This is a genomic window from Pseudomonas sp. RW10S2 (genome assembly GCF_014268985.1).
GTDB classification, from domain to species: Bacteria; Pseudomonadota; Gammaproteobacteria; order Pseudomonadales; family Pseudomonadaceae; genus Aquipseudomonas; species Aquipseudomonas wayambapalatensis.
The window spans coordinates 1-19577 of the sequence record NZ_JABWRO010000014.1; the positions used below are offsets into that span (position 1 = coordinate 1).

Consider the following 19577-nt stretch of genomic DNA (forward strand, 5'->3'; position numbering starts at 1 on the left):
GGGGGGGGGGGGGGGCCTTTTTTGTTGGTAACGTGGGGCGTCAGGAGCATCAAGGCTTGCGCGCGCTCTCCAGTTGCATCAGGTAGCTGGTGCCCCCGAGCTGGCTCATCTGCCGTCGAATCCACCCCGCCCGGCTGGCGACATAGGTACTCGGGCGGCTGGCGCTCCACTTGAGCGGGCTGGGCAGCACTGCCGCAAGCTGGCTGGCCTGCTGGCGCGTGAGGCGGCTGGCGTCGACGCCGAAGTGATAGCGCGCCGCTGCCTGGGCGCCGAATACGCCCGGGCCCCATTCGGCGCTGTTTAGATAGACCTCGAGGATTCGCTCTTTCGACCAGAACAGCTCCATCAGGCCGGTGAACCAGGCTTCCAGACCTTTGCGAAACCAGCTGCGCCCGGACCACAGGAACAGGTTCTTCGCCACTTGCTGGGAGAGTGTGCTGGCGCCGCGGATACTGCCGCCGCGCTCGTTATGGGCCAGCGCGGCCTGGATCGCGGGGATGTCGAACCCCCAGTGGCTGGCGAAACGCTGGTCCTCGCCCGCGATGACGGCTACCTTGAGGTCATCGGAGATCTCATCCCAGGGCGTCCAGTCGCGCTGCAGGTCGATCGGCTCACCACTGAACCAGGACTGCACCTTGCGTTCGACCATCAGCGCGGTGCCCGGTGGCGGCACCCAGCGCAGCACCAGCACCAGCACGATGCTGCCGGCGGCGAACCAGAGCAGGGCGCGGGCGAGACGGCGGATCAGGGATGACAGCATGTCGATAGCTTGGCCGGACCGATGGAACGGGCCATTATACAGACCCGTCTCGAGGAGTCGTCCCATGCTTCGCAGCTTCCTGATGCTCGCCGCGTTCTTTGGCTTTACGGGTGTGGCCCTGGGCGCTTTCGCCGCACACGGCCTGAAGAACCGTCTTACCGCCGATTACCTGGCAATCTTCCACACCGGCGTTACGTATCAACTGGTCCATGCCCTGGCGATCCTGGCGGTCGCGCTGCTTTCGGTGCACTTGCCGGGCCGCCTGGTCGGCTGGGCGGGTGGGCTGTTCGCGGTCGGTATCCTGCTGTTTTCCGGCAGCCTTTACGTATTGACCCTCACTGGGCTGGGCAAGCTTGGCATCATCACCCCCATCGGCGGCCTGTGCTTCCTCGCCGGCTGGCTGTGCCTGGGGTTGGCAGCCTGGCGCCTGGGCTGACCAAGCGGTCGGGAATCGCGACTAATGGCGCGCGTCGCCCTTGGGTTGCAAGGCTGATCGGGGCTAGAATGCGGGCCCCAATGAACGATGGTGGCCGTGCGCATGCGCATTCAACTGAACGGTGAACCTTACGAACTGCCTGCGGGCGAGAGCGTCGCGGCCCTGTTGGGCCGGCTGGAGCTGGTCGGGCGTCGTGTGGCGGTGGAACTGAACCTGGACATCGTGCCGCGCAGCCAGCACGAAAGCACCCTGTTGAACGAGGGTGACCAGGTCGAAGTGGTCCACGCCATCGGCGGCGGTTGAGCGCGCCCCGGCAAGTCACCCGTAAGCCCCGTAACCTTTGCAGAGGAACATCGATGAGCAACGTTCGCAGCGACAAGCCTTTCGTCCTGGCCGGGCGCACTTTCCAGTCGCGCCTGCTGGTGGGTACCGGCAAATACCGTGACATGGAAGAAACCCGCCTGGCCACCGAGGCCTCGGGTGCCGAGATCGTCACCGTAGCCGTGCGCCGCACCAACCTCGGCCAGAATGCGGGCGAGCCGAACCTGCTCGACGTGTTGTCGCCCGACAAGTACACCATCCTGCCGAACACCGCAGGCTGCTTCGATGCCGTTGAAGCGGTGCGTACCTGCCGCCTGGCCCGTGAGCTGCTCGAAGGGCACAAGTCCCACGAGAGCCGTACCCTGGTGAAGCTGGAAGTGCTGGCCGACCAGAAAACCCTGTTCCCCAACGTCATCGAAACCCTCAAGGCCGCCGAAGTGCTGGTCAAGGAAGGTTTCGACGTGATGGTCTACACCAGCGATGATCCGATCATCGCCCGTCAGCTGGCCGAAGCCGGCTGCATCGCGGTGATGCCACTAGCTGGCCTGATCGGCACCGGTCTCGGGATCTGCAACCCGTACAACCTGCAGATCATCCTCGAAGAATCGAAAGTACCGGTGCTGGTCGATGCCGGCGTGGGTACCGCCTCCGACGCCACCATCGCCATGGAAATGGGCTGCGAAGCGGTGCTGATGAACTCGGCAATCGCCCACGCGCAGCAACCGGTGCTGATGGCCGAGGCCATGAAGCACGCGATCCTTGCCGGCCGCATGGCGTACCTCGCCGGGCGCATGCCTAAGAAACTCTATGCCAGCGCGTCCTCGCCGCTGGAAGGTCTGATCAAGTAAGAGCCCCCGATGACTGAATCGCAAGAAACGCCGATCACTGCCGACGGCGAAGAGCGCCCGCACCGCCGCATCAAGAGCTTCGTGATGCGTGCAGGCCGCATGACCGAAGGCCAGCAACGCGGCCTGGACCAGGGCGGCCCCCTGTTCATTCTGCCGTTGGCCGAGAGCCCGGTAGACTACGACCAGGTGTTCGGGCGCTCGGCGCCGCGCACCCTGGAGATCGGCTTCGGCATGGGCCACTCGCTGCTGGAGATGGCCGCTGCTTCGCCTGAGCTGGACTTCATCGGCGTGGAAGTGCACCGCCCAGGTGTTGGTGCGCTGCTCAACGGCGTGCTGACCCAAGGGCTGAAGAACCTGCGGGTGTACGACTGCGATGCCATCGAGGTGCTCAACCGCTGTGTCGCCGACAACAGCCTCGACCGCCTGATGCTGTTCTTCCCCGATCCTTGGCACAAGGCGCGACACCACAAGCGCCGCATCGTCCAGCCCGAGTTCGCCGAGCTGGTACGGCGCAAGCTCAAGGTGGGCGGCGTGTTCCATATGGCCACCGACTGGGAACCCTATGCCGAGCACATGCTGGAGGTGATGAAGGTCGCGCCGGGCTATCGCAACCAGGCGGCGGATGGTGCTTACGTGCCACGCCCCGAGGAGCGTCCGATCACCAAGTTCGAGCGCCGCGGCGAGCGGCTCGGGCACGGGGTCTGGGACCTCAAGTTCGAGAAGCTGGACTGAAAAAAACGCCCTGGAAAGGGCGTTTTTTCATTTTGCGGCCTGTTACCCGCGGCGGTCGGCTACCACCCCGATGAGTACCAGCACCACCAGCAGCACTGGCGCCAACGCATAGTTGTTGAATTGCGCCAGCGCCTTCACCACCCAGGGCGTGGCATAGATCAGCGCCGCACCGCTGCCGATCATCACCAGCAGCGCCATGAACGGCACGCGCAGGGCACCGGCGAGGCCGCCCAGGCGCTGGTCGACCCAGCCCTTGAGGTCGGTGCCGAACAACACCAGCAAGCACCCTACGAGTGCCAGGGAAATCTCCGAGAGGTTGCTGCGGCTCCAGCGGGAAACGGTCGAGAGCAGGTCAAGTACCAGGTCCATGGGTCATCCTTAATTCAAGAAGTACTGCAGCAGGTCGTTGAGGAACAACTGGCCCCGCGGTGTGGCCGCCAGTCGATCGGGTTCGACCTGCAGAAGGCCCTTTTGTTCGGCCCCACGGCGAGCTTCTGCCAACCGTGCCAGCGGCAGGCCGGTGCGTCGGGTGAACAGCTCGGCCTCCACGCCATCGGTCAGGCGCAGGGCATTCATCAGGAATTCGAACGGTAGCTCATCGGCGGGCAGCAGCTTCTCGCCCGCTTTGAAGGGCTTCGCCGGGTTGAGGTAGTCCTTGGGCAGGCGGGTCTTCCAGGTGCGCAGGATACGCCCGTCCGGGAACGACAGCTTGCCGTGCGCCCCCGCGCCGATGCCGATGAAATCGCCGAAGCGCCAATAGTTGAGATTGTGCCGTGCGGCGCGTCCTGGCTGGGCGTAGGCCGAAACTTCGTACTGGCGATAGCCGTGGTCGGCCATCAGCGTCTGGCCGGCTTCCTGGATGTCCCAGAGGATGTCGTCCTCGGGCAGTTCGGGCGGCTGGTTCCAGAATACGGTGTTCGGTTCCAGGGTGAGCTGGTACCACGACAAGTGCGTAGGCGCGAGTGCGATGGCCTGGCGCAGGTCACCCAGCGCTTCGTCCAGCGACTGGTCCGGCAGGCCGTGCATCAGGTCCAGGTTGAAGTTGTCGAAACCTGCCGCGCGGGCCATGTCTGCCGCGCGCACGGCTTCATCGCCGTTGTGGATACGCCCGAGTTTTTCCAGCTTGGCCGGCTGGAAGCTCTGCACACCGATGGACAGACGGTTGATGCCGGTCTGGCGGTAGGCCTTGAACTTGTTCTGCTCGAAGGTGCCGGGGTTGGCTTCGAGGGTGATCTCGATCTCCGGGGCGAACGGGATACGTTGCTCGATACCGCGCAGCAGGCGACCCAGCGAGGCGGCACTGAACAGGCTGGGCGTGCCGCCGCCGAAGAAGATCGTGCTGATCGGGCGGCCCTGCACCGCGGGCAGTTCCTGGTCCAGGTCGGCGAGCAGCGCGTCGATGTAGTCGTCTTCGGGCAGCGTCGGGCCGGCCTGGTGCGAGTTGAAGTCGCAATAGGGGCACTTGCGCACACACCAGGGAATGTGGATGTACAGCGACAGCGGCGGGAGTTCTGGAAGGATCAGACCCGCCGGCTGCAGGGACGGCTGTTCGGTCATGCCAGGCCCAGACGCTGACGCAGCAGGGCCATGGCGCGGGCGCGATGGCTGAGCTGGTTCTTCTCGAGCGGTGCGAGGTCGGCGCTGGAGCAGTTGCGCTCCGGCACCCAGAACAATGGGTCATAGCCGAAGCCATGCTCGCCGCTGGCCTCGAACAGGATGCTGCCGTGCCACAGGCCTTCGCAGAGGATCGGCAGAGGGTCGTCGGCATGGCGTACCAGGGCCAGGACGCAGACGAACTGCGCGCCACGCTGCCCCTCGGGCACATCCTTCAGGGCGTCGAGCAGCTTGGCGTTGTTCGCCGCATCACCCTTGCCGTCGGCGTAGCGGGCCGAGTAGATGCCCGGTGCGCCGCCCAGGAAGTCCACCGCCAGGCCCGAGTCGTCGGCCAGTGCCGGCAGGCCGGAGAGGCGCGCGGCATTGCGAGCCTTGAGGATGGCGTTCTCGACGAATGACAAGCCGGTCTCCTCCGGCTCGACCTGGCTGAATTCGCCGATCGAGCGCAGTTGCACGGAACCGCCAAGCATGGCCTGGAGTTCTTTCAGTTTGCCGGCATTGTGGCTGGCCAATACGAGTTGCTGGAAATTCATCATTCGCCTGGGAACACTTCCTGGTTGAAGCTGAGTGTGTGGCTGACGCCGCCGGTTTCGATGTTGAGGTCGAAGGTCAGGGTTTCAGCCTGTGCGATCTTGAACTGGGCAATGTAGTACACCGCCCCCTGGTCGGTGATCTGCCTGAACGACAGCGGGCTGCTGCGGCCGGTGAGGTCCTTGACCGTGCCGCTGACCACCGCCGTGCCAGGCTTGCCGGCCTTGAGCACGGCGATGTTGAGCACGCCCTGGTTCTTGCTGCGGACAAGGCCGGTGGCTGCGGCGATGTCCGGCTGCAGCATGCTCGAGGTGAAGGCGCTGTAGTGCACCGTGACGTCGCCGAAGTCCTGCTTGCGCTCGGGACGGGCGGCATCGGCAGCCAGCACTGGCCATGCCAGGCACAGGCTGATCAGCAAAAGTGCGAGACGACGCATGGTGCCATTCCTCCGATAGGTGGATCAGACCGCGACCTGATGCTCTTGCAGCCCAGGACTGCTGACCCGATAGATGCCGATCTCTCCCAGAAGATTAGGCCAAAGCCGGCCGCCCCACCCGTTGCGGTGCAGATGGTCGACAGCGAGGCGGTCGAGCACCTTGGCGTTGCGCTCGCGGCACAGGTTCTCGAAGTCTTCGAAGGTGCAGAAGTGGATGTTCGGGGTGTTGTACCAGGTGTATGGCATGAAGTCCGACACCGGCATGCGCCCCTTGGTGGCCAGGTACCAGCGGCAGCGCCAGTGGCCGAAGTTGGGGAAGGTGATGATGCACTGGCGACCGACCCGCAGCATTTCGTCGAGAATGCGGTCGGGGTACTCCACCGCCTGCAGGGCCTGGGTCATGACCACCACGTCGAAGCTGTTGCTGGCAAAGTTGCCCAGGCCTTTGTCCAGGTCTTGTTCGATGACGTTGACGCCCTTGCTCACGCACTCGGCGATGTTGTCGGCGTCGATTTCCAGGCCATAGCCGGTGACGTTCTTGCGATCACGCAGCGAGGCCAGCAGTTCGCCGTTACCGCAGCCCAGGTCGAGTACCCGGCTGCCGGCGGGGATCCAGTCGTGGATGATTTCCAGGTCGGCTCTCATGCGGTCCTCAGAGGGTGATGCGGTTCATGTAGTTCGCGAAACCCTGCATGTAGCGCGGGGTCGGGATGAGGAAGGCGTCGTGGCCGTAGGGCGAGTCGATGTCCAGGTAGCAGACGTTCTTGCGCGCAGCCATCAGGGCATCGACGATCTCGCGCGAGCGGGCTGGCGAGAAGCGCCAGTCGGTGGTGAACGACATGATGCAGTAATGCGCCGTGACATGCGCCAGTGTGGCGGCCAGGTCGCCATCGTGGGCGGCGGCCGGGTCGAAGTAGTCCAGCGCCTTGGTCATCAGCAGGTAGGTGTTGGCGTCGAAGCGGCCCGAAAACTCCTCGCCCTGATAGCGCAGGTAGCTCTCGACCTGGAACTCGACGCTGTGGAAGTCGTAGTTGAGCTTGTCGCTCTTGAGCTCGCGGCCGAATTTCTCGCCCATCGAATCGTCGGACAGGTAGGTGATGTGCCCGACCATGCGCGCCAGCATCAGCCCGCGCTTGGGGATCACGCCCTGGTCCTGGAACGAGCCGCCGTGGAACTCGGGGTCGGTGAGGATAGCCTGGCGTGCCACTTCGTTGAAGGCGATGTTCTGTGCCGACAGCTTGGGTGCCGAGGCGATGTCCACGCAATGGCGTACGCGATCGGGGTAGGTGATGGTCCACTGCAGCGCTTGCATGCCGCCGAGGCTGCCGCCGACGATGGCGGCCCAGGTCTGGATGCCGAGGCGGTCGGCCAGGCGGGCCTGGCTGTGTACCCAGTCTTCCACGGTCAGCACCGGGAAGTCCGCGCCATAGGGCTTGCCGGTGGCCGGGTTGATGCTGCTCGGGCCGGTGCTGCCATTGCAGCCGCCCAGGTTGTTCAGGCTGACCACGAAGAAACGATTGGTATCGATCGGCTTGCCCGGGCCGATGCAGCTGTCCCACCAGCCCGGCTTGCGGTCGGTGTCGGCATGGTAGCCGGCGGCGTGGTGGTGACCGGACAGTGCGTGGCAGATCAGCACGGCATTGCTGGCGCTGGCGTTGAGCTGGCCATAGGTTTCGTAGATGAGTTCGTACGAGGCCAGGGCGCGGCCACAGGCCAGGGCCAGCGGTTCATCGAACCGGGCGATCTGGGGGGTTACCAGACCGACGGAATCTTCGGGAAAGACAGTGGACATCGACCCTGCTCACGCTTGACGGAGGCGTAAGTCTAAAGAGCGCTACCCCCAGCGGCAAGCAAAGGCTGCCGCTGGATGGCGCGGTGGGTCAGATCATCCGCCACAGCTCTCGCGGCATGCCGGCATAGGCAGCCAGTTGTGGCATCAGGAACGACTGGATCACCTGGATGGCGATGAAGGCGAAGATCGGCGAAATATCCATGCCGCCGAGGTTGGGCACCAGGCGACGGAACGGCGCCAGCACCGGCTCGCTGATCTGGTAGGCCAGTTCGGCGGCGGGATTGTGGCTGTTCGGCGCGACCCAGGAGACGATCACCATGACGATCATCGCGACCCAGAAAATCTTCAGGAACAGCGAGGTGATGCCGAGAATTGCCCACATCAGCAGGTGCAGGATGTCGCCGAAGGTGCCGTAGGTGACCATCAGCACGAAGGCCATCAGCAGTGCCTGGATCACGATCGCCAGCAGCAGCGAAGAGGTGTCCAGGCCAGCGATGCTGGGAATGACCCGGCGGATCGGCTTGAGCAGCGGCTGGGTGGCGCGCACGGCGAACTGGCTCAGCGGGTTGTAGAAGTCGGCCTTGACCAGTTGCAGCACGAAGCGCAGCAGGACGATCACCAGGTACAGGCTGACCAGGGTTTGCACCACGAAGATCGCGGCGCCGGACAATGCATTCATCGACAGCTCCTTATTTGCCCAATTGTTCGGCCAGCTCGGCGGAGCGCGTGGCCGCAGCCTGCAGCGCCTGCTCGACGATGGCCTCGAAACCGTTGGCCTGGAACGACTTGATCGCCGCTTCGGTGGTCCCGGCTGGAGAGGTGACGCGACGGCGCAGCTCGGCGGCATCGACATCGCTGGAAACCGCCATGTGCGCGGCGCCCAGGGCCGTTTGCAGGGTCAGTTGCGAGGCGGTTTCACGCGGCAGGCCGAGCTTTTCGCCCGCAGCGGTCATGGCCTCGATCAGCAGGAAGAAATACGCGGGGCCGCTGCCGGAGACCGCGGTCACGGCGTCCAGTTGCTGTTCCTGTTCCAGCCACAGGGCGGTGCCGACCGCAGTCAGCAGTTGCTCTGCCTGCTGGCGTTGTACGCCGGAGACCTGTGCAGTGGCGTACAAGCCGCTGGCGCCCTGGCGCAGCAGCGATGGCGTGTTGGGCATGCAGCGCACCACCGGGATCTCGCCCAGCCAGCTCTGCAGGCTCTGGCAGGTGATGCCGGCGGCGATGGACACCACCAGTTGGCCGGCCTTGAGGCTTGGCTTCAGGGTTTCGCACACGGCCTTCATGACCTGTGGCTTGACCGCCAGCACGATCACATCCGCGCCATCGATGGCCTGGGCGTTGTTTTCGAAGGTTTCGATGCCGTGCTCGGCATTGATCCGGGCGCGGGTCTCGGCACCCGGGTCGCTGGCGCGGATCTGCGCGGCGTCCAGGCCCTGGGCGCGCAGGCCGCCGATCAGGCTGGCGGCCATGTTGCCGGCGCCGATGAAGGCAATACGAGTCTTGCTCATGTCAGGTCCTTGAAGGAGAGAGTGAGTAAAGCATGGAATCAGGGCTGCCCGTAGTCGCGGGCGCCGAACAGGGCGGTGCCGATACGGACCCAGGTCGCACCCTGGGCGATGGCCGCCTCCAGGTCGTGGCTCATGCCCATGGACAGCGTGTCCAGGCCAAGGCCGAGGCTTTCCTGCAACTGGCGCAGGCAGGCGAAGGCGGCCTCCTGGGTGGCGCGGTCGTCGCTGGGCTCGGGAATCGCCATCAGCCCGCGCAGGCGCAGGTTGGGCAGCTTGGCCACGGCCTGGGCCAGTGCCGGCAGGTCGACCGGGGTGCAGCCGGATTTGCTGTCTTCGCCGCTGACGTTCACCTGCAGGCAGACGTTCAGCGCCGGCAGGCCGCTGGGGCGCTGCTCGCTCAGGCGTTGGGCGATTTTCAGGCGATCCACGCTGTGTACCCAGTCGAAGTGTTCGGCAATGGCCTTGGTCTTGTTCGACTGGATGGGGCCGATGAAGTGCCAGATCAAGGGCAGGTCGCGCAATTCATCCTGCTTGGCCAGGGCTTCCTGCAGGTAGTTCTCGCCGACGTCGCGTACGCCAGCGGCGTGGATTTCGCGAATGGCGCTGGCGGGCTTGGTCTTGCTCACGGCCAGCAGGTGCACGCTGGCGGTGTCGCGTCCGGCGGCTCGGGCCGCGTTGTCGATGCGTTCGCTGATAGCGCGAAGGTTGTCTGCTAGGGTGGACATGGATCGATGCCGGCAGCTCAGTGGTGTGCGGCATTCTACCTGCTTGATGGCCTTTGGGGAGTCTCATGGATGTGACCGACCTGCTGGCCCGGGCCGTGGCGGCGGGGGCTTCGGACCTGCACCTGGCTGCGGGCGAGGCGCCGCTGTGGCGTCTGGACGGCGAATTGCAGCGCCTGGCGTTGCCCGTGCTGCAAAGTGAAATGATCGAGCAAGGCATGGCGGCTTGGCTCGATGCGCCTCATCTGCACCAATGGCTGGCAGGTGACGAAATCGACCTGGCCCTTGATTTGCCTGGGCTTGGGCGTTTTCGTCTGAACCTGTACAGACAGTATCGGGGGCTGGCCGCGAGCTTGCGGCTGATACCTGCACAGGTGCCGACGGTCGAAGAACTCGACCTCACGGAAGTGTTTCGAGCCATTGCCGAGAGCCGTGATGGCCTGGTGCTGGTAGGTGGTCCGACCGGCAGTGGCAAGTCCAGTACCCTGGCTGCGTTGATCGCGCAGCTTGATCGTGAGCGCTCAAACCATATCCTCACATTGGAGGATCCGGTGGAATTCGTACACCGCGCCGAGCGTTGCCTGATCAATCAGCGTGAGATCGGTCGCCATAGCCGTGACTTTGCCCAGGGATTGCGCAGTGCCCTGCGCCAGGATCCGGATGTGATCATGATCGGTGAATTGCGTGACCTGGAAACCATCCGTCTGGCGCTGCGAGCGGCGCAGACCGGGCATCTGGTGCTGGCCACGGTGCATACGCGAACAGCCGCGAGCAGTGTCGATCGTCTGGTGGATGTGTTCGCCGCCGAAGAGAAGCCACTGGTGCGCGCCATGCTGGCCGAGTCGTTGCGTCTGGTGGTGGCGCAGGTGCTGGTGCGGCGGGTGGGCGGCGGTCGCGTGGCGGCGCGGGAGGTATTGGTGGCGACGCCTGCGGTGCGCAACCTGATTCGCGAGGGGCGCGTGGCGCAGTTGCAGTCGGTGATGCAGACCGGTGCGGCGCAGGGGATGGTGACGATGGAAGGGGCGATGCAGGCGCTGGTGGCGCGAGGGGTGATTCAGGGGGCTGGGTGAGGCAAGCCCTACAGATACCTCACCGCTGTTCGTGGGAGCGGGCTTGCCCGCGAAGAGTCCAGTGAGCCCCTGAGTATCCAGATCAGCGCTTGGCCAGGCGCAGCGCCTGTTGCTCCTTGGGCAGCACCCGCTTGGCAACCACGTAGTGCTTCTGCCAGTAAGGCTTCTCGAGGCTGTCGATGCTCACCCGCTTGCCAGTACGCGGCGCGTGGATGAAGCGGTCGTTGCCCAGGTAGATGGCAACGTGATTGACCCGACGGCTCTTGATGTTGAAGAAGATCAGGTCGCCCGGCTTGAGGTCGTCCCGCGCCACCTTGACGCCATGCCCTTGGGCCATGGCATTGGACGTGCGCGGCAGGTCGACATCGGCGACATCGTTGAACGCATACTTGACCAGGCCGCTGCAGTCGAAGCCCTTGCCGGGCGTGCTGCCGCCCCAACGGTAGGGGGTGCCGAGCACATTGACCGCGCGGCTGAGTACTTCGCTGCTCTGCTTGGGCGACATCGCCGCGACCTGGAGCGCGTGGTTCTTGGCGGCATTGGCCGGGCGCGCGCGCAGGCTGACCTGCTTGGCTGGAGCGCGTTTCACGGAAGCATCGGCGTTGGTGGTGTAGCCGGTGAATCCGTTGGGAAGTCGTTGCTCACGGTTGGTGGCGTGGGCGGCCAGGGGTAACAATAGGCAGAGGGTCAGCCATGTCTTGAAGAAAGGCGGCATAGTTGAAGCTCTTTATGGATGTTTATAGGTGTCGGCGCGCAACTTTATAACAGCTTTTTGATCAAATTCTGATCCGTTGGTCGTGTGGCTGGGTACCATACGTCGGGGCAAAACGAAAAAGTCACATTTTTCGTTAGAAAATTTTCGGCTATCCCACGAGGGTTTTGAATGAATACGTATCAACAGGGTGCGCCGCTTCATGACACGCACAGCAAGGTCATCGGGTACCTGTTGTGGATCTTCGGCTTCACCGGCTCGCACCGTTTCTACTACGGCAAGCCGATCACCGGGACCATCTGGTTCTTCACTTTGGGCTTGCTGGGTATCGGCTGGCTGATCGACCTGTTCCTGATCCCGTCCATGGACCGCGAGGCTGACCTGCGGTTCCAGCCAGGGCAGGTGAACTACAGCGTGGCGTGGCTGTTGCTGACGTTCCTGGGTATCTTCGGCATTCACCGGCTCTACCAGGGCAAGTGGATCAGCGCACTGGTCTACCTGTTTACCGGCGGTCTGTTCCTGATTGGCGTGCTGTATGACTTCTGGACCCTCAACACCCAGGTGTCCGAGGTCAACAGCGGGCGGCGCTGACGCCGTTGGAAAAAAGGCCTTGTCGCAGTGCGGCAAGGCCTTTTTCGTTATTGACGGGTCTGTCGCTGCTGCAACAGCAGGTTGTTGAAGCCTGCCCCGGCCAGCTGCTTCTGCGCCACGGTCAACTGCTCGCGGTTGCTGAACGGGCCGACCAGCACGCGGTACCAGGTCTCGTCCTTCACGGTTCCCGATTCCACCTTGACCACCTGGCCGAGCAGGATGATCTGCGCGCGCACCTTGTCGGCGTCAGCCTCCTTGCGGAATGAGCCGGCCTGGAGGAAGAACTGTGTCGTGGCCGCGGGTTTGATCACCGGTGGTGCGGGTGGTGGTGTCTGGCCCAGCAGCGCCGCCTGGGCGCGGGCGGTGTCGATCTTTGCCGCTTCCGCTGGCGTGACCGGCGTGGCGGGCTGTACCGGCTGGGCAGGCACGGGCGGCGTTTTTTCCGGTACCGCCTCGGGCGGCACGATCACTTCCGACTCCGGCAGCAGGGTGTAGAAGTCGTACTTGGGCTTGATCGGCTGCGGCGTGGTCGGCGCGGTGCCTTTGGTCGCCTCGGCGACCTTGGCGGGCTTCTGCTGTTCAGGCTTGGCACGCTTGATGTCGTCGCCGCCGGGCTCGAGCTTCATCAGGAAGACGATGAATGCGCCTACGGTCAGGCCGACCGCCAGCCACACCCAGCCCGGGATCGGCTGTTTGGCGGGTGGCTGGTGACGGCTGGCGCCGCGCTTGGGCGCGGGTTTTTTCTTGGCAGCCAACTTACATGCGCTCCAGGGTTTCCAGGCCGAGCAGCTCCAGGCCCTGCTTGAGGGTGCGGCCGGTCAGCGCGGCGAGGCGCAGGCGGCTCTGCTGCTGTTCGGCGGTTTCGGCGGCGAGGATCGGGCAGTTCTCGTAGAAGCTGGAGAACAGGCCGGCCAGGTCGTAGAGGTAGCTGCATAGCACGTGTGGGGTGCCTTTTTCGGCGACGTTGTTCAGCGTTTCGCCGAACTGCGCCAGGCGAGCGGCCAGGTCCTGCTCGTGGGCAGCCTGCAGCACGATGTCGCCCTCGACTTCGTCGAAACCCTTGCCCAGCTTGCGGAACACACCGGCCACGCGGGTGTAGGCGTAGAGCAGGTACGGCGCGGTGTTGCCGTCGAAGTTGAGCATCAGTTCGAAGTTGAAGCTGTAGTCGCTGGTCCGGTGCTTGGAGAGGTCGGCGTACTTCACCGCGCCGATCCCGACCACTTCACCGATATGACGCAATTCGTCTTCGGCCAGGCTCGGGTTCTTTTCCTTGACCAGCGCGTAGGCGCGTTCCTTGGCTTCGCTCAGCAGGTCGATCAGCTTCACGGTGCCGCCGTCGCGGGTCTTGAACGGGCGACCGTCGGCGCCGTTCATGGTGCCGAAGCCCATGTGCTCCATTTTCATCGGGTGCCCGACGAAGCCTGCGCGACGCGCCACTTCGAACACCTGGTTGAAGTGCAGCGCCTGGCGTTGGTCGACGAAGTACAGGGCGCGATCGGCCTTGAGCACATTACTGCGGTAGCGCACCGCGGCCAGGTCGGTGGTGGCGTAGAGATAGCCGCCGTCGGCCTTCTGCACGATCACCGGCAGGGGTTCGCCTTCGGTGTTCTTGAATTCTTCCAGGAATACGCACTGCGCGCCCTGGCTTTCGACCAGCAGGCCCTTGGCCTTGAGGTCGGCCACCACGTTGGCGAGGTCGGCGTTATAGGCGCTTTCGCCCATCACGTCGGCCATGGTCAGCTTGACGTTGAGCAGTTCGTAGGTCTTCTGGCAGTGCGACAGCGAGATATCCTTGAAGCGCGTCCACAGCGCCATGCACTCGGGGTCGCCGGCCTGCAGCTTGACCACCAGCCCACGGGCGCGGTTGGCGAAGTCTTCGGATTCGTCGAAGCGCTTCTTCGCCGCGCGGTAGAAGTTTTCCAGGTCCGACAGCTCGTCGCTGGTGATGGGGTTTTCTTCCAGGTAGGCCAGCAGCATGCCGAACTGGGTGCCCCAGTCGCCCACGTGGTTCTGGCGGATCACTTCGTCGCCGAGGAACTCCAGTACACGCGCAACGCTGTCGCCGATGATGGTCGAGCGCAGGTGGCCGACGTGCATCTCCTTGGCCAGGTTTGGCGCCGACATGTCGATGACCACTTTTTCCGCTGCGCCGGCCTTGCGCACGCCCAGGTGGGCGTCTGCAAGTGCCGCGTTCAGGCGGTTGGCCAGGGCGTCGGTGTTTTGGAAGAAGTTGAGGAAGCCGGGGCCGGCGATCTCGACCTTGCTGATGTCGGCGCTGGCAGGCAGGGCGGCGATCAGCTTGTCGGCCAGGTCGCGCGGCTTCATGCCAGCCGGTTTGGCCAGCATCATGGCGATGTTGCTGGCGAAGTCGCCGTGGGTCTTGTCGCGGGCGTTTTCCACCTGGATCGCTGGCGTCAGGCCTTCAGGCAACACACCTTCGTTGACGAGTTGGGTGAGGGCTTGCTGGATCAGCTGGCGAATGGTGTCTTTCATCGGGTTCTCTTTTCGACCGCAAGCGCGGTGCAGCGCTTCGATGCGCAGGTGGAAAAACGGAACATTATCCGTGGCCGGGGCTTGATTGCCAACCTTTACGGCTCGCGCAGGATTGCGCTGGCTTTCATGGCTTCAGTAGAGATCGACCGGGTCCACATCCAGCGACCAGCGCACCTGCCGCCCCGACGGCATCTGTTCCAACACTAGCAACCAGCTGCTGATCAGTCGATGCAGCGGCGCCCGGGCATTGGCCTGGATCAACAACTGCGCGCGGAAGCGCCCGGCGCGGCGCTCCATGGGGGCTGGTACGGGGCCGAGCAGCTCGATGCCGGTCAAGCCCTGCTCGGCCAGCACGGCCTCTGCGGCGGCGCAGGCCTCGTCGAGAAAGGCTTCCGCCTGCCCGGGCTTGTGCGCTTCGGCGCGCAGCAGGGCCAGGTGCGAGAAGGGCGGCAGGCCAGCGGCGCGCCGCTCGCTCAGGGCCTGCTCGGCGAAGGCGAAATAGCCCTGCTCGGTCAGTTGCACCAGCAGTGGATGCTCGGCCAGGTGGGTCTGCACGATCACCTTGCCAGGCTCCTCGGCCCGCCCGGCACGGCCGGCGACCTGAACGATCAGTTGCGCCATGCGCTCGCTGGCGCGGAAATCACCCGAGAACAGTCCGCCATCGGCATCGAGAATGGCCACGAGGGTTACCCGCGGAAAGTGATGCCCCTTCGCGAGCATCTGTGTGCCGACCAGAATGCTCGGCTGGCCGCGCTGGATGGTGGTGAACAAATGATGCATGGCGTCCTTGCGCGACGTGCTGTCGCGGTCCACGCGCAGGACGGGGTAATCGGGGAACAGGGTTTTCAGGCGCTCTTCGGCGCGCTCGGTGCCGGCACCGACTGGGCGCAGGTCGACGTGGGCGCATTGCGGGCATTGCAGGGGCAGGCGTTCGTCATAACCACAGTGGTGGCAGCGCAGTACGCCGGAGCGCTGATGCACGGTCATGCGTGCATCGCAGCGCGGGCATTCCGACAGCCAGCCACAGTCGTGGCACAGCAGGGTCGGGGCGAAGCCGCGGCGGTTGAGGAACACCAGCACTTGCTGGCCGGCTGCCAGGGTCTGGCCGATGGCCTGCTGCAGCGGGCCACTGATGCCGCTGTCCAGCGGCAGGCTGCGCACGTCCAGGCGCATGAAGCGTGGCGGGCGGGCGCCGCCGGCCCGCTGGTTCATGCGCAGCAGGCCGTAGCGCCCGCTGTGGGCGTTGTGCAGGCTTTCCAGCGAAGGTGTCGCCGACCCCAGCAGGATCGGGATGTTCTCCTGGTGTGCGCGAACCACGGCCAGGTCGCGGGCGTGATAGCGCAGCCCTTCCTGCTGTTTGTAGGAGCCGTCGTGCTCTTCGTCGATGATGATCAGGCCCGGGTTCTTCATGGGCGTGAACAGTGCCGAACGTGTGCCGATGATGATGTCGGCCTCGCCATCGCGGGCCGCCAGCCAGGCGTCCAGGCGCTCGCGGTCGTTGACCGCCGAGTGCAGCAGGGCGATGCGGGCATTGAAGCGCTGCTCGAAGCGCGCCAGGGTCTGCGGGCCGAGGTTGATTTCGGGGATCAGGATCAGCGCCTGCTTTCCGGCTTCCAGGGTTTCGCGAATCAGCTGCAGGTAGACCTCGGTCTTGCCGCTGCCGGTGACACCGGCCAGCAGGAAGGCATGGAAGCTGCCGAAGCCTGCACGTACGGCCTGGAAGGCGGCGCTCTGCTCGTCGTTGAGCGGCAGTTCCGGCTGGGCCAGCCAGCGGTCATGGCGTGGTGCCGGCAGATGCCGACGCACCTCGACCTGCACCAGTTCCTTGGCCAGCAGCAGGTCGAGGCTATCCTTGTTCAGGCCGAGTTTGGCCAGCACGCTGTGGGCCACGCCATGAGGGTGCTGGGCGAGGGCCTGCAAGGCCTCTTTCTGGCGCGGCGCGCGGGCGATGCGTGGGTCGTCCAGACGCGCGCCGGGGGTGGCATGCCAGAAGCGCTCCTGGCGAACTTCAGCCGCCTCGCCCTGACGCAGCAGCACCGGCAGCGCCCAGCTCAGGGTGTCGCCCAGGCTGTGCTGATAGTAGTGGGCGGTCCACAGGCACAGCTTGAACAGCGCCGGAGGCAGCGGCGAGACCGGGTCGAGCAACTGGCTCGCCGGCTTGAGCTTGTCGGCAGGTACTTCGCTCTGCTCGCAGACCTCCACCAGTACACCGATCATCTCGCGCCGGCCGAACGGTACGCGGATGCGCATGCCTGGTGTCAGTTGCTGACGTGCCATGGCGGCCGGGGCCCGGTAGTCGAACAGGCGACGCAGGGGCGAGGGCAGGGCAAGGCGCAGGATGACGTCGGACACGCGGCAAGTCTTCGTAGCTGGTCGGGAATCGCACGAGCCTAGCAGACGACGGTCGGTGCAAGCGACAACTTGCGCTGGCCTGAAGGTCTGGTATTATTCGCCGCCTAATTACGTGCGGTATTCAACAATTGGTGTTGGGTGGCGGCACGCAGCTCGAGGAAGTGACCATGAAAGCCGATATTCATCCGAACTACGAAGCAGTTGCTGTCACCTGCAGCTGCGGCAACAAATTCGAAACCCGTTCGACCCTGGGCGACACCCTGGCGATCGACGTTTGCAACCTCTGCCACCCGTTCTACACCGGTAAGCAGAAGGTCCTGGACACCGGTGGTCGCGTACAGAAGTTCGCCGATCGCTTCGGTATGTTCGGTACCAAGAAGTAATCATGCGCACGGCGAGCCCTTCGGGTTTCGCATTGCTGCAAAAGAAGGCGCCCCTCGTGGGCGCCTTTTTTGTGGGCGCAATCTGGCATGTTCCCGCGCAGGCCTTCTGCCCGGTACCCGAGGCGGTGCAGTCGGTGACGGTGCGTCAGGTCGTCGATGGCGATACCGTGCGTCTGGGGGATGGCCGCAGCGTACGGCTGATTGGCATCAATGCACCGGAGATCGGGCGCAAGGGGCGCACCAGCGAACCCTATGCCGAGGCGGCCAGGCGGCGGCTGGAGGCATTGGTGCAGGCCAGTGATGGCCAGGTGGGTCTGGTGCCGGGTGTGGAGCCCAGGGACAAGTACGGGCGCACCTTGGCGCACATCTATGGCCGTAATGGCGACAATCTTGAAGCGCAGCTGCTCAGTGAAGGCTTGGCCTATCGCGTTGCGGTGGCACCCAACGTCCGTCTGGTCGGTTGCCAACAACAGGCCGAGCAGGTCGCGCGCGCGGGTGGCCTCGGGCTCTGGCGGCAGTCGCCGGTCATCGCTGCAGGGCGCCTGAGGCAATCCGGATTCGCCGTGATCGGCGGCAGGGTCAGCGCGATCGATCGCAATCGAGGCGGCGTCTGGCTGGAGCTTGACGAGGCTGTGGTGCTGCAGGTCCCCGCTCGTCTGCAACGCGCCTTCCCCGACAGTTTCTTCGATAATCTCAAGGGGCATCAGGTCGAGGCGCGCGGCTGGGTGCTGGACCGTTCCCGCAAGGGCGGGCTCAAGCCTGGCCAGCGACGCTGGCTGTTGCCACTGACCGATCCGAGCATGTTGGAGCGGATTTCGGGGAAAAAATAGTTGTAGACATTATGATCCTGGATTGTACACACTCAAGGTCGTAAGCCCCGCGGGTTGTAGCGTAAAGTCGTAGGCCAAGGGCCTTGACACATGTGACCGGGCAGTCTTGTCGCTTCCCGGCTCTTTGCGTATCCTCGGCGGTCCGTCAGAACAGTAAACAAGCGGAATGCCCACCATGTCAGACTTGAAAACCGCCGCTCTCGAATATCACGCTCAACCTCGCCCGGGGAAACTGAGCGTCGAACTCTCCAAGCCAACCGCCACCGCCCGTGACCTTGCCCTGGCCTACAGCCCAGGCGTCGCCGAGCCGGTACGCGAAATTGGCCGTGATCCGGAGCTGGCCTACAAATACACCGGCAAGGGCAACCTGGTCGCTGTGATCTCCGACGGTACTGCCATCCTCGGCCTGGGTGACCTCGGCCCGTTGGCCTCCAAGCCAGTCATGGAAGGCAAGGGTGTTCTGTTCAAGCGTTTCGCCGGTATCGACGTGTTCGACATCGAAGTCGAGTCGGAAAGCCCACAGGCTTTCATCGACACCGTTCGCCGCATCTCTATCACCTTCGGTGGCATCAACCTCGAAGACATCAAGGCACCTGAGTGCTTCGAGATCGAGCGCACCCTGATCGAACAGTGCGACATCCCGGTCTTCCACGATGACCAGCACGGCACCGCCATCGTGACGGCGGCCGGCATGATCAACGCCCTGGAAATCGCAGGCAAGAAGCTCGAAGACGCCAAGATCGTCTGCCTGGGTGCCGGCGCTGCCGCCATCTCCTGCATGAAGCTGCTGGTCAGCATGGGTGCCAAGGTCGAGAACATCTACATGATCGACCGTAGCGGCGTGATCCACGCTGGCCGCGACGACCTGAACCAGTACAAGGCGCAGTTCGCCCACGCCACCGACAAGCGCACCCTGGCTGACGCGCTGGAAGGTGCTGACGTGTTCGTTGGCCTGTCCGGCCCGAACCTGCTGAGCCCGGAAGGCCTGAAGTCGATGGCTGCCAACCCGATCGTGTTCGCCTGCTCGAACCCGGATCCGGAAATCGCTCCAGAGCTGGCTCACGCCACTCGCAGCGACGTGATCATGGCCACCGGTCGTTCCGACTACCCGAACCAGGTCAACAACGTACTGGGCTTCCCCTTCATCTTCCGTGGTGCCCTGGACGTTCGCGCCAAGCGCATCAACGAAGAAATGAAGATCGCCGCCGCCGTCGCCCTGAAAGACCTGGCCAAGCTGCCGGTTCCGAAGGAAGTCTGCGAGGCCTACGGCGTCGAAGGTCTGGAGTTCGGTCGTGAGTACATCATTCCGAAGCCACTGGACGCTCGCCTGATCACCGTCGTTTCCGATGCCGTGGCCAAGGCCGCCATCGAATCCGGTGTGGCGACCCTGCCGTATCCGAAGCACTACCCGCTCAAGAGCGTGGATGACGTGTTCAACGGCTGATC

The 19577-nt window shown here is 64.4% G+C and carries 23 protein-coding genes; 9 read left to right on the forward strand and 14 right to left on the reverse strand.

Going from position 1 to position 19577, the window contains the following annotated elements:
- Positions 1–49 precede the first annotated feature (49 nt).
- Complete coding sequence (mtgA, locus tag HU729_RS05050) at positions 50–760, reverse strand: monofunctional biosynthetic peptidoglycan transglycosylase (RefSeq protein WP_186665584.1); 711 nt, start codon at positions 758–760, stop codon at positions 50–52.
- A gap of 64 nt (positions 761–824) precedes the next feature.
- Here mtgA and HU729_RS05055 point away from each other — a divergent pair, with 64 nt between their 5' ends.
- The 4 genes from HU729_RS05055 (at position 825) to trmB (ending at position 3097) form a co-directional block, all read left to right on the forward strand.
- Positions 825–1196, forward strand: a complete 372-nt coding sequence (locus tag HU729_RS05055) for a DUF423 domain-containing protein (RefSeq protein ID WP_054891165.1) — start codon at positions 825–827, stop codon at positions 1194–1196.
- 102 nt (positions 1197–1298) lie between these two features.
- On the forward strand, positions 1299–1499 hold the full coding sequence (gene thiS, locus HU729_RS05060; RefSeq protein ID WP_054891258.1) for a sulfur carrier protein ThiS: 201 nt from the start codon (positions 1299–1301) through the stop codon (positions 1497–1499).
- Positions 1500–1552: 53 nt separating this feature from the next.
- Positions 1553–2365, forward strand: a complete 813-nt coding sequence (locus HU729_RS05065) for a thiazole synthase (RefSeq protein WP_186665585.1) — start codon at positions 1553–1555, stop codon at positions 2363–2365.
- A 9-nt stretch (positions 2366–2374) separates the two neighbouring features.
- On the forward strand, positions 2375–3097 hold the full coding sequence (gene trmB, locus HU729_RS05070; RefSeq protein ID WP_186665587.1) for a tRNA (guanosine(46)-N7)-methyltransferase TrmB: 723 nt from the start codon (positions 2375–2377) through the stop codon (positions 3095–3097).
- A 42-nt stretch (positions 3098–3139) separates the two neighbouring features.
- Here trmB and HU729_RS05075 read toward each other — a convergent pair whose 3' ends face one another.
- The 9 genes from HU729_RS05075 to HU729_RS05115 form a co-directional block, all read right to left on the reverse strand.
- Positions 3140–3466 carry a DUF3392 family protein gene (locus tag HU729_RS05075; RefSeq protein WP_054891168.1) on the reverse strand — a complete coding sequence of 109 codons (327 nt, stop codon included), beginning with the start codon at positions 3464–3466 and terminating at the stop codon, positions 3140–3142.
- A 9-nt stretch (positions 3467–3475) separates the two neighbouring features.
- Entirely contained in the window at positions 3476–4654 is a 1179-nt protein-coding gene (gene hemW, locus HU729_RS05080; protein WP_186708674.1) for a radical SAM family heme chaperone HemW, read from the reverse strand.
- A complete protein-coding gene (gene rdgB / locus HU729_RS05085) occupies positions 4651–5247 on the reverse strand; it encodes an RdgB/HAM1 family non-canonical purine NTP pyrophosphatase (protein ID WP_186665592.1) in 597 nt (198 codons plus the stop codon). The genes hemW and rdgB overlap by 4 nt, the downstream gene beginning before the upstream one ends.
- Positions 5244–5678: a DUF4426 domain-containing protein gene (locus tag HU729_RS05090; RefSeq protein ID WP_186665594.1), complete on the reverse strand. Its 435-nt coding sequence runs from the start codon at positions 5676–5678 to the stop codon at positions 5244–5246. The genes rdgB and HU729_RS05090 overlap by 4 nt, the downstream gene beginning before the upstream one ends.
- Before the next feature lie 24 nt (positions 5679–5702).
- Positions 5703–6323: a methionine biosynthesis protein MetW gene (gene metW, locus HU729_RS05095; protein ID WP_186665596.1), complete on the reverse strand. Its 621-nt coding sequence runs from the start codon at positions 6321–6323 to the stop codon at positions 5703–5705.
- 7 nt (positions 6324–6330) lie between these two features.
- On the reverse strand, positions 6331–7470 hold the full coding sequence (locus HU729_RS05100; RefSeq protein WP_186665597.1) for a homoserine O-acetyltransferase: 1140 nt from the start codon (positions 7468–7470) through the stop codon (positions 6331–6333).
- Positions 7471–7558: 88 nt separating this feature from the next.
- Positions 7559–8149 (reverse strand): YggT family protein, encoded by a 591-nt coding sequence (locus HU729_RS05105; protein WP_186708676.1) that lies wholly within the window; start codon positions 8147–8149, stop codon positions 7559–7561.
- A gap of 10 nt (positions 8150–8159) precedes the next feature.
- Positions 8160–8978, reverse strand: coding sequence for a pyrroline-5-carboxylate reductase (proC, locus tag HU729_RS05110; RefSeq protein ID WP_186708678.1), 819 nt, complete (start codon positions 8976–8978; stop codon positions 8160–8162).
- A 38-nt stretch (positions 8979–9016) separates the two neighbouring features.
- A complete protein-coding gene (locus HU729_RS05115; protein WP_186665603.1) occupies positions 9017–9703 on the reverse strand; it encodes a YggS family pyridoxal phosphate-dependent enzyme in 687 nt (228 codons plus the stop codon).
- A gap of 65 nt (positions 9704–9768) precedes the next feature.
- On the opposite strand from HU729_RS05115, the gene HU729_RS05120 reads away from it, so the two are divergent.
- Positions 9769–10770 carry a PilT/PilU family type 4a pilus ATPase gene (locus HU729_RS05120; RefSeq protein WP_186665605.1) on the forward strand — a complete coding sequence of 334 codons (1002 nt, stop codon included), beginning with the start codon at positions 9769–9771 and terminating at the stop codon, positions 10768–10770.
- 82 nt (positions 10771–10852) lie between these two features.
- On the opposite strand, the gene HU729_RS05125 is transcribed toward HU729_RS05120, so the two are convergent.
- The gene (locus HU729_RS05125; RefSeq protein WP_186665606.1) at positions 10853–11485 is read right to left on the reverse strand and encodes an NlpC/P60 family protein; all 633 of its coding nucleotides are present in this window, start codon (positions 11483–11485) and stop codon (positions 10853–10855) included.
- A gap of 168 nt (positions 11486–11653) precedes the next feature.
- Between HU729_RS05125 and HU729_RS05130 the strand changes: the two genes are divergently transcribed.
- Entirely contained in the window at positions 11654–12073 is a 420-nt protein-coding gene (locus HU729_RS05130) for a TM2 domain-containing protein (RefSeq protein ID WP_186708680.1), read from the forward strand.
- Positions 12074–12120: 47 nt separating this feature from the next.
- On the opposite strand, the gene HU729_RS05135 is transcribed toward HU729_RS05130, so the two are convergent.
- The 3 genes from HU729_RS05135 to HU729_RS05145 all read right to left on the reverse strand — a co-directional run bounded on the left by HU729_RS05135 (position 12121) and on the right by HU729_RS05145 (position 16918).
- Complete coding sequence (locus HU729_RS05135) at positions 12121–12828, reverse strand: SPOR domain-containing protein (protein ID WP_186665608.1); 708 nt, start codon at positions 12826–12828, stop codon at positions 12121–12123.
- A 1-nt stretch (position 12829) separates the two neighbouring features.
- A complete protein-coding gene (argS, locus tag HU729_RS05140; RefSeq protein ID WP_186708682.1) occupies positions 12830–14566 on the reverse strand; it encodes an arginine--tRNA ligase in 1737 nt (578 codons plus the stop codon).
- 132 nt (positions 14567–14698) lie between these two features.
- The gene (locus tag HU729_RS05145; RefSeq protein WP_186665610.1) at positions 14699–16918 is read right to left on the reverse strand and encodes a primosomal protein N'; all 2220 of its coding nucleotides are present in this window, start codon (positions 16916–16918) and stop codon (positions 14699–14701) included.
- Between the two features lie 167 nt (positions 16919–17085).
- On the opposite strand from HU729_RS05145, the gene rpmE reads away from it, so the two are divergent.
- The 3 genes from rpmE (at position 17086) to HU729_RS05160 (ending at position 19575) form a co-directional block, all read left to right on the forward strand.
- Positions 17086–17301: a 50S ribosomal protein L31 gene (gene rpmE, locus HU729_RS05150; RefSeq protein ID WP_186665611.1), complete on the forward strand. Its 216-nt coding sequence runs from the start codon at positions 17086–17088 to the stop codon at positions 17299–17301.
- 2 nt (positions 17302–17303) lie between these two features.
- Positions 17304–18131 (forward strand): thermonuclease family protein, encoded by an 828-nt coding sequence (locus HU729_RS05155; protein WP_186708684.1) that lies wholly within the window; start codon positions 17304–17306, stop codon positions 18129–18131.
- 175 nt (positions 18132–18306) lie between these two features.
- Positions 18307–19575 (forward strand): malic enzyme-like NAD(P)-binding protein, encoded by a 1269-nt coding sequence (locus HU729_RS05160; protein WP_186665614.1) that lies wholly within the window; start codon positions 18307–18309, stop codon positions 19573–19575.
- Positions 19576–19577 lie beyond the last annotated feature (2 nt).